Raw genomic sequence first — 13,538 nt, forward strand, 5'->3', positions numbered from 1 at the left:
CCGGAGTTCCCCATGGGTTGGCGAGACAACTACCGCGCCGCGACTTTTCGCGGCGTGGGCTTTTTTGTGGCCACGGCAGACAGCACTCACGGTCGACGCCAGGCAGTGCATGAGACTGCCCAGCGCGATGTGCCTTACACCGAAGATCTCGGGCGTAAGTCCCGCGAGTTCAGCATCACCGGTTATCTGCTGGGCAAGGAATACGATGTCGCCCGGGAAGAACTGATTAAGGTCTGCGAACAAGCAGGCCCTGGTGTGCTGGTTCATCCGTATCGTGGCGAGCTGACGGTGGTTTGCCGCGGGCTGACGGTGAGCGAGGCGTCTGATGAAGGCGGGAAATGCACCATCTCGATGACATTCCTCGAGGCGGGCGAAGCGTCCTACCCGTCGGCGAAGGTCGACAGCGTCAATGCGATCAGCGAGAAGGGCAACGAGGTAACGGAAATGGCCAAGGACAGCTTCGTGTCCGACTTCCTGACCAAGGGCTACCCGTCCTTCGTGGCCGATGCTGCCACCTCGCAGATCAAGGAACTCAGCGACTTCCTGAGTTCACCCGAATTCATCGTTTCCAGTGATATCCAGGCGGTCTCTGATTATTACGACAAGGTCAAAAGCATCGGTTCAGATGCGTTCGACCTGATTCAGCGGCCGTTCCAGTTCGCAAGCCAAGTCGTCGATGCGGTGGGCAGCATCCGTTCAGCGTTTGGCAGCAGCGCCTTCAGTATGTTGATGAGCCTGTTTGATCAGTACACATCCAGTGACAACGATGATGACGCCCCGGCATCGACGCCAAGTCGTCAGCAGGTGGTGAAAAACACCGCGGCTGTGTCGTCGCTTGTCCGTCAGTCTGCGATTTCTCAAGCGGCCGTTGCAGCCGTCGTTACTCAGACCACCGAGAGTGTGTCGAACGGCGGCACCAAGACAACGTCCTCACCGACGAAATATGACAGTTACGAATCGGCGATCACCGTCCGGACCGAACTGGCCGACAGCCTCGATGAGGAAAGCGAGAGCACGAACAGCGACCTGGTCTATGTGGCTCTCACCGATTTGCGGACGGCAGTTGTCCAGGCGGTACCGGACCCTGATCAGGATTTGCCGCGGCTGGCGAAATTCTCCCCCCGGCAGACGCTGCCCTCTCTGGTCGTGGCCTATCAGCTTTATGGGGATGCCGGCCGCGCCGATGACATCGTGGCGCGCAACGATCCACGGCGGCCAGGGTTCCTGACTGGCGGCCAATCGCTCGAGGTGCTCGCGAATGGATGACCTTGAGCTGCTGGTCAACGGCATGAACTATGCGGGCTGGACCCAGATTGGCGTCACCCGGGCGGTTGATGCTTCGTCGGGAGCGTTCACCGTAACGCTGACGGAGCGCTGGGAGGGGCAAATTGGCTCGGGCGCACAGACGGAACCGTGGCCGATTCTCCCGGGTGACCGTTGCGAAGTGAGGCTGGGGGGGATCCCGATGGTGATCGGCTACGTCGACATCTTTAAACCCTCGTTCAGTGCAACAGACCACACCATCAACATTCAGGGGCGTGACAGGACTGCTGATCTGATCGATTGCAGCGCTGTGCATGCGCCGGACGAGTGGAAAAACATCGACCTTCTGCGTTTCGCGCAGATCCTGGCCAAGCCGTTTGGCGTTGGGGTATCGGCAGACGTACCGGTGGGCGAAGCATTCTCGGTGTGCAAGTTGCAACAAGGTGAAACGGCATTCGAAGCGATCGAGCGATATGCGCGGCAACGCCGCCTGCTGCTGATGCCTGACGGCGCGGGCGGTCTGCTGATCACCCGGGCCGGCAATAAACGGGCGTCGGTTAGCCTGGTCCAGGGGGAAAACATTCTCAGTGCCTCAGGCAGCATTGACCACAGTCAGCGGTTCAGTAACTACCTGGTCAAGGGGCAGGCCGCATACAACCCGTACAGCGAAGGCGAGACCGAGGCGCACATCGAGGGCGGTGCCAGTGACAGCGGTATCAGGCGCTATCGGCCAATGCTGATCGTTGCTGAGTCCGGCAGTTCATCCGGCAGCGCCCAGGAGCGCGCCACATGGGAAGCCAACAGCCGCTTGGGCAAGTCCGCCTCAGCGTCCATCACCGTGCAAGGCTGGCGCCAGACCCCGGGCGGCTCGTTGTGGGAGCCAGGCATGTTGGTGCAGGTCAAGTCGCCGTGGTTGCGCATGGACGGGCAGATGATCATCCGCCAGGCCACGTACGAGCGCGGGGAGGGCGGGACCACAACGAAACTCGACATCGTGAGCCCGCAGGCCTTTTCGCCCGAGCCGCCTGACTCCAAAAAAGGGAAGAAGGGCAAAAAGGGCGGGCGAAACATCTGGGCGGAAGCCATCGGCGAAGAGGATAAAAAGGATGGGTAACCCAGTACGAGATCTCGGCAACCGCGTGATGATGATGTTCGGCCGTGGAGTCCTGCGCGGTGTCAACGATTCGACGGGACGTCAGCAGCTGCAGGTTGAGTTGCTGAAGAACGAGCTTCGCGATGGCGTTGAGCACATGCAGAACTACGGCTTCACCAGCCATCCCACCGGTGGCGACGTGGCGGTCGCGTTCGTTGCGGGTAATCGGGAGCAGGGCATTGTCCTGGTGGTTGATGATCGCCGATACCGGATTCCTTTGGAGGCGGGCGAAGTAGCCATCTACGACGACCAGGGCAACAAGATTGAGTTGCTTCGCTCGATGGTGAAGATCACTGCTGTGCAACACGTCGAAGTCCAGGCCCCAACAATCAAGCTGCTTGGCGACCTTGAAGTGGTCGGCAACATCACCACCACCGGTACCGTCACCAATAACGGCAAAAACATCGGTAGTACTCACCAGCACGGCGGTGTGACCGCCGGAAGCGGTAACTCGGGAGCACCTATCTGATGGCCGATGCAGCGATGGTAATGACCGAGTTCGGCGGCGACCTTGTGCTATTCGGGTTCGACCTTGAACGTGATGATGGCTTGGAAACGGCCGTGATTATCAGCCTGTTCACCGACCGCCGCGCTACCGCCGAACAGATTCCGCCGGAGTTTCCGCAGGATGACCTGCGCGGCTACTGGGGCGATATCACCAATGCTTCGGCCAGCGATCAAACCGGGTCGCTGCTCTGGCTTCTGGCCCGAGAAAAGGAGCTGCCGCAAACACTCAGCCGCGCCGAACAGTACTGCCGTGAGGCGTTGGCGTGGATGGTTGACGACCTGGTGGCCTCGCGCATCGAGGTGGCTGCTTCCTACTACGCCCGTGGCGTGATGCTACTTCTCGTCGACATCTACCGGCCAACCGGGTCAGCGGTTCGCTTTCGGTACAACTATGAATGGTCGGCTCAGGCCGATAAGAGGGCTGCCTGATGCCATTTGTTCGACCCACACTACCGGAGCTTATCGAACGGGTTACCACGGATATCAGCGGGCGAGTCACAGGCGTTGAAAACGCAGTGCTGCGCCGCTCATTGCTTGGCATTCTGGGCCGATCCGAGGCTGGCGCCGTGCACATGCTGTACGGCTTTCTCGAATGGGCTGCACGCCAAGCGATAATCGACACCGCCGAGAAGGAATACCTCGAACGCTGGGCGGCTATCTGGAAAGTCTTCCGCAAGACGGCAGATTTTTCGACAGGACTCGCGGCGCTGGTTGGCGCGATCGGCGCCACGGTTTCGGCTGGCACCATCCTGCAAAGACAGGACAGCGTGCAATATCGGGTGTTATCGGATGCTGTGTTCACCGGCACTTCGCTTCAAGTCACAGTGATAGCGGTTGAGGCCGGTGCAGCGGGTGATGCACCGATCAACACGCCATTGTTTCTCCTGTCACCGGTTGCTGGCGTCCAGTCGACAGCCTCAACAGCCACGGCGATTGACGGCGGGATCGATGTTGAAACAGATGAGCAGCTTTTGAGTCGCTTGCTCAAAAGGATCCGCCAGCCGCCTCACGGGGGTGCGTCATCCGACTACGAGCTTTGGGCGCTGGAAGTTCCGGGCGTCACCCGAGCCTGGGTTTATCCGCGCCAGATGGGCGCCGGCACAGTCACCGTCTTGTTTGTTTGTGATGGTGAAGTCGACATTATTCCAACGCCTGCAAAGGTGGCCGAGGTTCAGGCCTACATTGATGCACGTCGCCCGGTCACCGCAGAAGTATTTGTCGTAGCCCCGGTCGCCGACCCGCTAAATATGGCTGTGAAACTCTCACCGAACACCGCAGCGGTGCAGGCAGCGGTTCGGGCAGAGGTCGACGATTTAATCGTACGGGATTCGAAGCCTGGCGCACCTACCTTGATCAGTCGTCTGCGCGAGGCCGTATCTCTGGCAGCCGGCGAGTCTGATAACGCCATCACATCGCCGACCGCTGATGTGCCTCATGCCACCGGGCATATGGCGATTCCGGGAACCATAACCTTCTCCAGCTTTTAGGAGGCGTAATGCCGACAGCTGCCGACTACCTGGAGCAGCTGAAAACGCTGCTGCCGCCAGGTCAGGCATTCCCCAGGGAAGCCGGGACCACGTTGCACAAATTGCTCGAAGGCATGTCTATCGAACTGGCCCGCGTGGATGGCCGAGGCGAAGCGCTGCCGCTTGAGGCCAATCCGGCGAGCACGAATGAGTTGCTCAGCGACTGGGAGCGAGTGGCCGGACTACCCGATAAATGCTCTGGCGCCCTTGAGGAAACCCTGCAAGGCCGCCGGAATGCATTGCTTGCCAAGCTGGCAAGCACTGGTGGTCAATCGCTGCAGTATTTCATCAGCATCGCCGCAGCGCTCGGCTACGACGTCACCATTACAGAGTTCAGGCCTTTCAGGGTTGGCATGTCTAAGGTGGGGGATTCACTGACAAATGGCGACTGGCAATTCACCTGGCAAGTTAACGGCCCGGAAACCACAGTCCTGGCTTTTCGTGTGGGTCTATCTGCCGTGGGCGAGCCGTTGCGTTCCTGGGGAACCAGTTCGTTGGAGTGCAAAATTAGACAGCTTGCACCTGCTCACACAATTCCGATTTTCTCCTACGCAAACTCCTCACTCGATCTGAACTTCGCCTTAGATACCTACTTGGTGAAACAGCAAAGCGTACCGTTTGCCAGCATCATAAATTTTACGAGGGCAACCATTCGCACCAGGTACAACGCGGCGAAGGATATCGAACAGCTGGCCAGCGGTGCCGCTGGAATCAGTTTTTCGCCGGTCAGCGGCGCGCGTGAGGGGTTGCTGGTTGAGACGCCATCAACCAACGGATACACCCAAAGCCAGGATCTTTCGAATGCGGTATGGGGAAAAAATGAAGGGTCTATATCTAGTGCAGGCACTATCAAAGGGATCCCATTCTTCAAGTTTACGCTCTCTTCAAATTCCGCCGTTCACTCCATCACTCGAGCACTTGCCTTAACTGCTGCGTCGACTGTAACCCTGAGTTGGCATGCAAAGGCTGAAGTTTACCAACGGCTGTCTGTTCGGGTTGCGCCCGGCGGCGTTCTACTTGGTCGAGTAGTTTTCGATGTGCTTACTGGAGAAATAACCCAGAACGCGGTTGGCATTCAAAGCAGCATCATCCCTGTCGGTGATGGTGTGTATCGCATCTCGGTTACGTTCGCCATGGGCGCAGGTGTTACGGCTGCGGGCGCAAACCTTGAAATCGCGGATATCACGAACAGCGTCACATTTGCCGGTGATGGTATTGGTGGGATCCTGATCGGTGGGCCGCAAGGTGAAGAGAGCGACTACCCGAGCACCTACATCCCGACGACCACCACGACAGTTACTCGTAATGCAGATGTGCCAATTACAGAAATGTTGCTGCCTTGGCTTGGCCAAGCAGCCGGCACGTTTGTCATTGACTTCAGAACGGATGCACCACTTTCAAACGTAGCGGCGACTCGCCGGCATTTGTTCACGCTTCGGACAGGCAACGAACAACTTATCGTCTACCTGCAAACAGGCGGGGTAGGAACTGTCACCCGGACCACTGCTGGCGGGATCGTCACGCAAGGTGTGTTTGGTGGGAACATTACCGCAGGGAAAATCGCCATTGCTTTTGACGGAACGAACCTGACTACGGCAGTTGCTGGAGCGGTCCGCACGGTACCAGCGACTCTAAACGTCGCTGCGATGACAACTCTTTCAATCGGAACCCAGGGCACCGACAACACACGTCAGTTGAACGGTGTGGTGCGCAGCTTGCGTTATTACCCGCGCCGCGTAAGTGACGCCGACCTCATTGCCTTAACTCTCTCTTAGGAAAACACCATGCATAGAATTGATGGCCCAGGCGCTGCTCCGGGTAACCTTTTTACTGAGGGAGACCCCGTCGGAGGCGTCCCCGCGACCGTCGTCACCGATGACTGGATGAACGACGTCCAGGAAAACATTATGGCCGTGCTGGTCGCGGCCGGCGTTGCTCCAACCAAGGGTCGAGCGGCCGACCTGCTTGATTCGATCAAGGCTTTGTCTCTTGGCCGGTTGATAAACGTCCGACGCATCACCTCGTCGGCCACTTACATCGAAACTGCAGGCACCAAAAGCATCATCGTCGACCTAACAGGCGCTGGTGCTGGCGGCGGCGGGGTCCCTGCAACTGCTGCTGGACAGCTGTCTGTAGCTGGCGGCGGGGGCTCCGGTGCCCGAGCCATGGCACGGTTTACATCCGGATTCTCCGGCGTATCGATGACTATCGGTTCGGGTGGCACTGCTGGCCCCATCGGCGGTAATGGCGGGAATGGCGGCGCTACAAGTTTCGGAGCGCTTCTTTCGGCGGCTGGTGGATTGGGAGGGGTTGCTGGCCCGGCCTCATCAGCAGCGCCTCTAGGCTCAGTCGGGGGTGACGGAGGCGCTTTACCAACTCTCGGTAACATCCTGAACATGGCGGGCCAGCCGGGCGGTGCAGCAGTCGCACTTGCTGCAAGCAGTTTCTTTTCAGGAACAGGAGCTAACTCTTGCCTCGGCGGCGGCGGTGGACGCGGCCTTCCAGTTAGCACATCGGCGGGCAACCCGGCTCGAGGAGCTGGAGCAGGCGGCGGTGGCGCAGCGAACGGCGCATCCAGCGCAGGCCAGATCGGTGGCCCAGGCGCCGATGGTCAGATCACTATTTACGAATACGCGTAAGGAGATGCTTGATGGGAAGCTACGCAGAGATTAAAGGCGGTATCGTTGTAAACATGTTTGTGTGGGATGGCGTTGAACCTTGGGAGCCGCCTGAAGGCTCAGTAGCTGTAGTGGTAGAAGATGGGTCTGATGTCAGCATCGGGTATCTGTACGACGGCACAGTTTTTTCGGCGCCGCCAAAACCTATACCGTCACCTGCCGAAATTCTCAGCGCCAACACCGCGACAAAGGACGCACTTTTGGATATGGCGACCGCGGCCATTGCACCACTTCAAGACGCCGTTGATCTCGAAGATGCCACTACAGAAGAGACAGCTCGGCTCAAGAAGTGGAAACAGTACCGGGTTGCCGTGAATCGAATCGATCTGACGGTATTGAACCCAGGGTGGCCCGTCGCTCCGGCCTAACCCCGTAGAAGGAAAAAACGAATCCGCCTTGAGGGGGTTTTTTGTGCCTGGAGAAAGCTATGCCCATTACCGCGCAACAGTTGCTGCAGATCCTCCCGAACGCCGGCAAACAAGCCGGCGTTTTTGCGTCTGCGCTGAACCAGGCTATGGACCGGTTCCAGATCAACACCAGGCTGCGCATGGCGGCTTTTATTGCCCAGGTCGGACATGAGAGCGGCCAGTTTCGCTATGTGCAGGAGCTCGGCGGCGACCAGTACCTGAGCAAGTACGACACCGGCCCGCTAGCCAAACGCTTGGGCAATACGCCAGAGGCCGACGGCGATGGCCAGAAGTACCGGGGACGTGGCCTGATTCAGGTGACGGGTCACGCCAACTACCTGGCATGCAGTAAGGCGCTGTTCGGTGATGACCGACTGCTTCGGGCGCCCGAACTGCTCGAGCAGGCCGAGTGGGCGGCGAAGTCAGCGGCGTGGTTCTGGAATTCGCGCAACCTGAATGCCTTGGCCGATGTTGCTGACATCAGCGGAATCACACGGCGGATCAACGGCGGCTTGAATGGACTTGCCGAGCGGCTGGCTATCTACAGCACCGCCATGAAGGTGCTGGCATGACGATCTGGCTCAGGATTCTTCCGTATATAGCAGCACTACTGATCGGTGCCGTCGGCGCCTGGATATGGCAGGCCAACAGCTACGGCCAGATTATCGCCACCAATGAGGCTGGGCGTCAGGCTGATATGGCGCGCATCTCTGCCGTCGGTGCCGCACAGGCTCTTCAAGCCGTTGAAAAGCGGCAGGCCGCCGAACAGGCGCTCGCCACCCTCGACCAGAAAGCTCAGAAGGAAAAGACCGATGGCCTCGCTGAAAATGAAAAGCTGCTGCTGACTCTGCTCGCCGGCTGCGCACCGCGGGAAGTTGTCGTGCCAGTGGCGGGGACGTGCCCGACACCGCCAGCACCGCCAGCCTGGGCGATGCAGGCACCGTCGAACTCTCTTCAGCTGCTGGATCGACTGTTTTCGATATCCGCGCTGGAATCATCGCCGACCAAGCAGCCTTGAAAACGCTACAGGCCTATGTCAGAGATATTTGCCGGATGTAGTCGGTTACCCAAGCCGCGATCCGTATCAGATTTAAGGTGCCTGAGTTACGCCTAGATCAAGGTTTTTGATTTTTGCCGTTGGACACTCGCTTGGTGATACCAGGTCAAAGCGAATCTCAACAATCTCCGCGCTTTTGGCCCAGGCAGGGTTAACAGAAATATCCAACGATGTAATTCCTTTATTCGCTGAAAAATAAACACTGTTGCTCTCGATAAAATCGGTATTTTGTGTGCGCCAGAATATTTGGACGGGGATTTTATCTGAATTGGTATTGCAACTAATGTCAAATGCTATTTGACCTGCCGCTGCTGGCTGTACAGGCCGGGAAAGCTTGAATACTACATACGGATCTATGCCAGTTACCCGATATGTATCAGGCTCATCACTTACTAAAAAGTCATTTAACCTGAATTCAGAGGAATGGGCGACAGGTAAAAAATTACTTCTCGAGTCAGATATTGACATTGGCGGAAATGAATTGAAATAGGTATCAAGAGAATCCCGTTCTACAGTCGTTACGAACACATAATCTGGCTTGTAATCTCTGATCAACTTAGCCAAAAGCTCAGGATTGGCCGATGCATGATGAAGCTGGAGGGTTTCAGTAAATGTTGCAGCCATAAATGGCGACATCGCAGAGCCAAAAGAGTCCCGCAACCATAATACCTTTTTGTGGTTCAAGGCTTTTTCCGACTTAACTAAAATTGGTGTCTTTGACGCCCCGATGTTGGAGTTGCCACCAGAGAACAAAAGTTTTCCAGTCGCGAAGTCATATTTCTCTATAGGGATGGGATTTTTTGAAAAGGCATTTAATATCACTTCATGGTCAGTAAAGTAGTCTTCGATTCTTTGGAAGTTAGCAAGATCTCCACCCGGTCTGTCGGCCGCACTCAAAGAGTTATTAATATTTCTGTCAGGCCAGACAATTTCGGGCTGTGTTTGCGCTAGATTATCTGAAAGCTGCATAAACGCAATCCAGGCTCCAAGGCTATTCCAATGGGTGTCTGCCTTGTAGTAAAGAGGTGTGCTAAATTTTTCTTTATCTCGAAGCAAAGCTTCTGTTGGGTTTATATAAAGATCTGGGCTAGCCTTTCTAATTAAAGCGTCGGTTAGTGAGAGTGAGGCATGAGCAGCCCACTTTGGAATGAGTTCGGGGTAAATGGTGTCCTTATCCGGTCCAATGATGACGCGGTATGCTTTTACTCCGTTTTTCTTAAACCATGCATCCCATGTGTTCGTGGAGTCAGTTACCTTATTGAGTAATGGTTCACTCGCGGAAGTTGCACCAACTCGTTTGGCGGAAATTGAATGGGCGAACTCATCGCCAAGAAAAAGCCACCCGTCCCTGCCTATCACCACTTTTTCCGGACTTAGAGAAATTCCTAGTGAGTAATAGAGTTCACCCAGCAACGGTAGCGCGAAATCCATATTATATAAAACTGAAGAATCCCACCATGCAACATTTTGTGGTTTGCTAGAGAGTTTGTCAGAGCTTAAATTTACAATCGGGGCTACCAATAATGAAAGCAACATAAAAAATAAAAAAGCATATATTTTCTTTTTCATATGGATGCCGATTAGAAATTAAAATAAAGAAAAACAGTGCTTGTTGTCTGGACAGTCGAATACATTGCTATGCAAAACAGGACCGACATCCAGGCAACCTTCGACCAACCTAAGCGCCCTTGCACCGTGAGGTCGAATGAGTTTTTTTGACTGACTATCACAAACCCAACGGCAATCATAAGGAAACAAACTATATTCGTGGCAGCTTCAACTGGCAGCATTGCTAGTAAATAATCGGAAAGCACTCCAGCCCAAGCCAGGCTTGATGTTGGCACGGCGCTTACTGGAATATTATGTATCGAGCCGATATTCACCATGCCAAACAGTATCCTTAATGCATCATCTAGTGATGTTGCTCTAAAGAATACCCATGTCACGTTCACAAAAAGAAACGTTACTAACCATGCGATTGCGTTGGGCATCTCCATCCCAAAATTTTTCCAGGCACGATGAAGTACGAGCGCGCCCCCATGTAGCGCTCCCCAGATGACGAACATCCAACTGGCCCCATGCCAAAGGCCGCCCAGCACAAATGTAGCCATCAGGTTGAAATAGATTCTTGCCGACGAGCATCGATTACCGCCCAGCGGGATGTATAAATAATCCCGAAGATACCGGCTTAGCGTCATGTGCCAACGCCGCCAGAAATCCTGAATGTCCAAAGACTTGTAAGGGGAGTTAAAATTTATTGGAAGCCATATGTTGAATAGAAGGGCAGCCCCAATAGCCATGTCGCAGTAGCCACTGAAGTCGAAATAAAGCTGAAATGTATATGACAGGCTGGTAGACCAGGCGCTGAAAAAGTCGTGAGGAGCTCCACTGGCGAACCCGGCGTTGGCCCAAACCGCAAATGTATCTGCAATCATGACCTTTTTAAATAAGCCGATGCTGAAAATGAACAGTCCCATAAGGATGTTTCTATATCGAATAGAAAGCGTCCATCGAGACTTGAATTGCGTCATCATTTCTTTGTGGTGCAGGATCGGGCCGGCAATCAAGTGCGGGAAAAAGGTCACGAAAAGCGCATAGTTTATAAAGTCATACTCTTTTGCTTCGCCACGGTAGCTGTCGACCAAAAAAGCAATCTGCGTAAAGGTGTAAAAGCTTATACCGAGTGGTAGCACTATCTGCCCAAGACTGAGCGCGGTGCCAGCAACCGTGTTGATATTTTCAATGAAGAAGTTTGCGTACTTGAAATACCCCAGAAATCCGAGGTTGGCGATAATGCTTAACGCCAAAAGTGCTTTTCTAGAGTGCTTTAGCCTAATTCCCTTCGTGTGCGGGGAAAGTGCTCCGCCGACCATAAAGTTGAAAAAGATAGAGCCTAAAAGTAATGGTAAATACTCCACGCTCCAATAACCATAAAAAAACAAGCTTGCTGCAACCAGCCAGCATTTTCCGGCAGTAATTAAGCGTTTTTTGTTGAGTGCGAAGTAAACAAAAAAGACTATGGGGAGATAAAGCAAAATAAAAACAGTAGAGCTAAAAATCATCACGCCACCGGCATTTTATAAATAAACTTCTGATTATTCTATTTTTTCAGAAGGCCTATTTAGAGCTGGCCTAAGCACCAAATGTTAAGTGCAAAGTAGCCCTGATTAACACAGTAAACCATCGAAGCCAGCTCCTTGGCTGGAGTGATAATCGTACCAACCCCATGAAAGATGTTTTTCAGTGCCTTTCTAGGATGTGTGGTGGCGGAATTCTAACTGAAAAAATCGCAGGCGACAGCATGGACTGGCGCTAGCTTTCTGGTTTTTCCGGGCCGCGATTGCCCAGCGCGGCCTGCAACTGTCGGCGCAGCGTTTCATTTTGGGATTGGACCAGTCGCAGGCTACTGAGCTCACTCAATTGCTCGGTCGTTTCCGCTTCCAGATTTGCCAGCCAGGTGCGCTTTTTCTGTAGCTCGGCCGATAGCTGGTCGTTCATTTGAACAAGGGTGACGATACTTTCCTTGGCCGCATGCAACTGACGCTTCAGGTCCTGGATGTCTTCCTCGAGCATGCTCGCGTAGTGCTTGACGGTTTCAAGGCGTGTTGGGCTGCCAAGCCATTCGCTGGTGTCTTCGATTTCGTAGCGGTCCACGGCAAGGCCTTATCAATACTGTTTTTATATACAGTAATCGAGGCGCGGCATTTCCGCGAGGGTGGGGCGACGGGGAGTGGTTTTCGGGTGGCAGAACACCGGCGGCGGGATTTGCAACGAGGGAATTCTTCCCCAAAACGCAACCGTTTGGACCAATGTTTATTGGGTTCTAAAGAGTCGCAAAAAGTGCTTGTTTTCGTGTCTGATTAATAGCTCAAGGCCTTGATTATAAAGGCCTTTGGCGATTTCTATGCGGCATCCCAGGCTTCGACGCCACGAATGCAGCCGTTGCAAATCAGTGTCAGCAACACTCGCGACTTTGCCCCAGCACATGCTCAACGAATTATCGGAATCACCGACACCGGCGACCGAGGACTAATTGCGCTGCAGGCGCGCCAGGCATATGTGCTTGAGGTAGCTCGCTGATTTTGGCGTGGTGCTCAAAAATGGTGACTGAGCGTCTGACTGATCTTCGGATAATCAACCACCTAAAGTAATGAGCATTGTCGCCGATGGATATTGAACAACTTCATTTTATGAGAGAGACCGCATGGATCTTGGTGTTTACAAAATCAAGGATATTTCGAACGAAGAAATTCGAGTGAAGGTAAAAAACAAGGAGTCGTTCATTCTTGACTGTGAAGATTCCGGCACTCTATTTGTGCGAACCCACGAAACACTGGAGAAAATGATAGAGACCGAGGGCATGAAGGTTAGGGTCTATACCATTGGCAGGGTTGCTGCTATGGGCGCGGCCGCTTGGACAGGGTGGGGAACTTTAATCGCTGCTGGTGCAGGTGCTGCGATCGCAGCTCACAACATCGCAACATGGTCTCCAGACTACGAAATCGGGAAAAGTCCATTGAACAAGAAAATCTACGTTCAGTATAAAAAGTAACGGAATCGCAGACCGCTCCTCTGAAATTATCAGAGGGGCAGTCACTCCGGCGTCATCAGCACCGCAAGTGTCATCTTGATGAATTCCTCATTTCGATCGATCGCGACCAAGGCTCCACGCACGTTGTCGGCAATGTCAGCCGCGCCACGCTGCTCGACCCAGTTCGAAAGCTCCATGATGGCTGCTTCTAGGGCGAGTTGGTTTTCGTTCAATTTGAAGAGTAGGGAAGGGAGCAGGTCTGAGTTTGGCATCGCGATTCCTCCGTGGAGTTTTCAGCGTAGCAGAAGGGGGTAGCTGGGCGGAGGTAGAGCACTGATCGGCAGGACGCGGGAGGGGGACCACTGTAGGAATATACAACGCTAAGTTATTGATTCTTATAGGGTAAAGTGAGGGTT

Annotated in this window: 14 protein-coding genes and 2 pseudogenes; 12 read left to right on the forward strand and 4 right to left on the reverse strand. The window is 54.4% G+C overall.

Going from position 1 to position 13,538, the window contains the following annotated elements; translation table 11 throughout:
• Positions 1-12: 12 nt before the first annotated feature.
• The 10 genes and pseudogenes from ACGJAX_RS15895 (at position 13) to ACGJAX_RS15940 (ending at position 8,593) form a co-directional block, all read left to right on the forward strand.
• Positions 13-1,266, forward strand: a complete 1,254-nt coding sequence (locus tag ACGJAX_RS15895) for a DNA circularization N-terminal domain-containing protein (RefSeq protein ID WP_390955332.1) — start codon at positions 13-15, stop codon at positions 1,264-1,266.
• Complete coding sequence (locus ACGJAX_RS15900) at positions 1,259-2,377, forward strand: phage baseplate assembly protein (protein WP_390955333.1); 1,119 nt, start codon at positions 1,259-1,261, stop codon at positions 2,375-2,377. Before ACGJAX_RS15895 ends, ACGJAX_RS15900 begins: the two co-directional genes overlap by 8 nt.
• Positions 2,370-2,885 (forward strand): phage baseplate assembly protein V, encoded by a 516-nt coding sequence (locus ACGJAX_RS15905; RefSeq protein WP_390955334.1) that lies wholly within the window; start codon positions 2,370-2,372, stop codon positions 2,883-2,885. The genes ACGJAX_RS15900 and ACGJAX_RS15905 overlap by 8 nt, the downstream gene beginning before the upstream one ends.
• Positions 2,885-3,352, forward strand: coding sequence for a phage GP46 family protein (locus ACGJAX_RS15910; RefSeq protein ID WP_390955335.1), 468 nt, complete (start codon positions 2,885-2,887; stop codon positions 3,350-3,352). Before ACGJAX_RS15905 ends, ACGJAX_RS15910 begins: the two co-directional genes overlap by 1 nt.
• Positions 3,352-4,410 carry a baseplate J/gp47 family protein gene (locus ACGJAX_RS15915; RefSeq protein WP_390955336.1) on the forward strand — a complete coding sequence of 353 codons (1,059 nt, stop codon included), beginning with the start codon at positions 3,352-3,354 and terminating at the stop codon, positions 4,408-4,410. The genes ACGJAX_RS15910 and ACGJAX_RS15915 overlap by 1 nt, the downstream gene beginning before the upstream one ends.
• A gap of 8 nt (positions 4,411-4,418) precedes the next feature.
• Positions 4,419-6,224, forward strand: a complete 1,806-nt coding sequence (locus tag ACGJAX_RS15920; RefSeq protein WP_390955337.1) for a putative phage tail protein — start codon at positions 4,419-4,421, stop codon at positions 6,222-6,224.
• A gap of 875 nt (positions 6,225-7,099) precedes the next feature.
• Positions 7,100-7,495, forward strand: coding sequence for a tail fiber assembly protein (locus ACGJAX_RS15925; protein ID WP_390955338.1), 396 nt, complete (start codon positions 7,100-7,102; stop codon positions 7,493-7,495).
• A 59-nt stretch (positions 7,496-7,554) separates the two neighbouring features.
• Entirely contained in the window at positions 7,555-8,106 is a 552-nt protein-coding gene (locus tag ACGJAX_RS15930; protein WP_390955339.1) for a glycoside hydrolase family 19 protein, read from the forward strand.
• 125 nt (positions 8,107-8,231) lie between these two features.
• Positions 8,232-8,474, forward strand: a pseudogene (locus ACGJAX_RS15935) (hypothetical protein); the annotation flags it as partial.
• Positions 8,432-8,593: a lysis system i-spanin subunit Rz gene (locus ACGJAX_RS15940; protein WP_390955340.1), complete on the forward strand. Its 162-nt coding sequence runs from the start codon at positions 8,432-8,434 to the stop codon at positions 8,591-8,593. The pseudogene ACGJAX_RS15935 and the gene ACGJAX_RS15940, both read left to right, overlap by 43 nt.
• Before the next feature lie 31 nt (positions 8,594-8,624).
• On the opposite strand, the gene ACGJAX_RS15945 is transcribed toward ACGJAX_RS15940, so the two are convergent.
• The 3 genes from ACGJAX_RS15945 to ACGJAX_RS15955 form a co-directional block, all read right to left on the reverse strand.
• Entirely contained in the window at positions 8,625-10,160 is a 1,536-nt protein-coding gene (locus ACGJAX_RS15945) for an alginate O-acetyltransferase AlgX-related protein (RefSeq protein ID WP_390955341.1), read from the reverse strand.
• An 11-nt stretch (positions 10,161-10,171) separates the two neighbouring features.
• Positions 10,172-11,653, reverse strand: coding sequence for an MBOAT family O-acyltransferase (locus ACGJAX_RS15950; protein WP_390955342.1), 1,482 nt, complete (start codon positions 11,651-11,653; stop codon positions 10,172-10,174).
• A 250-nt stretch (positions 11,654-11,903) separates the two neighbouring features.
• Positions 11,904-12,245: a hypothetical protein gene (locus ACGJAX_RS15955; protein ID WP_390955343.1), complete on the reverse strand. Its 342-nt coding sequence runs from the start codon at positions 12,243-12,245 to the stop codon at positions 11,904-11,906.
• A 324-nt stretch (positions 12,246-12,569) separates the two neighbouring features.
• Between ACGJAX_RS15955 and ACGJAX_RS15960 the strand changes: the two are divergent.
• Positions 12,570-12,671, forward strand: a pseudogene (locus tag ACGJAX_RS15960) (lysis protein); the annotation flags it as partial.
• A gap of 124 nt (positions 12,672-12,795) precedes the next feature.
• Complete coding sequence (locus ACGJAX_RS15965) at positions 12,796-13,143, forward strand: hypothetical protein (protein ID WP_390955344.1); 348 nt, start codon at positions 12,796-12,798, stop codon at positions 13,141-13,143.
• A 41-nt stretch (positions 13,144-13,184) separates the two neighbouring features.
• Here the strand turns inward: ACGJAX_RS15965 and ACGJAX_RS15970 are convergent, their stop codons facing one another.
• Entirely contained in the window at positions 13,185-13,394 is a 210-nt protein-coding gene (locus tag ACGJAX_RS15970; protein WP_390955345.1) for a hypothetical protein, read from the reverse strand.
• Positions 13,395-13,538 lie beyond the last annotated feature (144 nt).

It is taken from the genome of Pseudomonas moorei, from assembly GCF_042846945.1.
GTDB classification, from domain to species: domain Bacteria; phylum Pseudomonadota; class Gammaproteobacteria; order Pseudomonadales; family Pseudomonadaceae; genus Aquipseudomonas; species Aquipseudomonas moorei.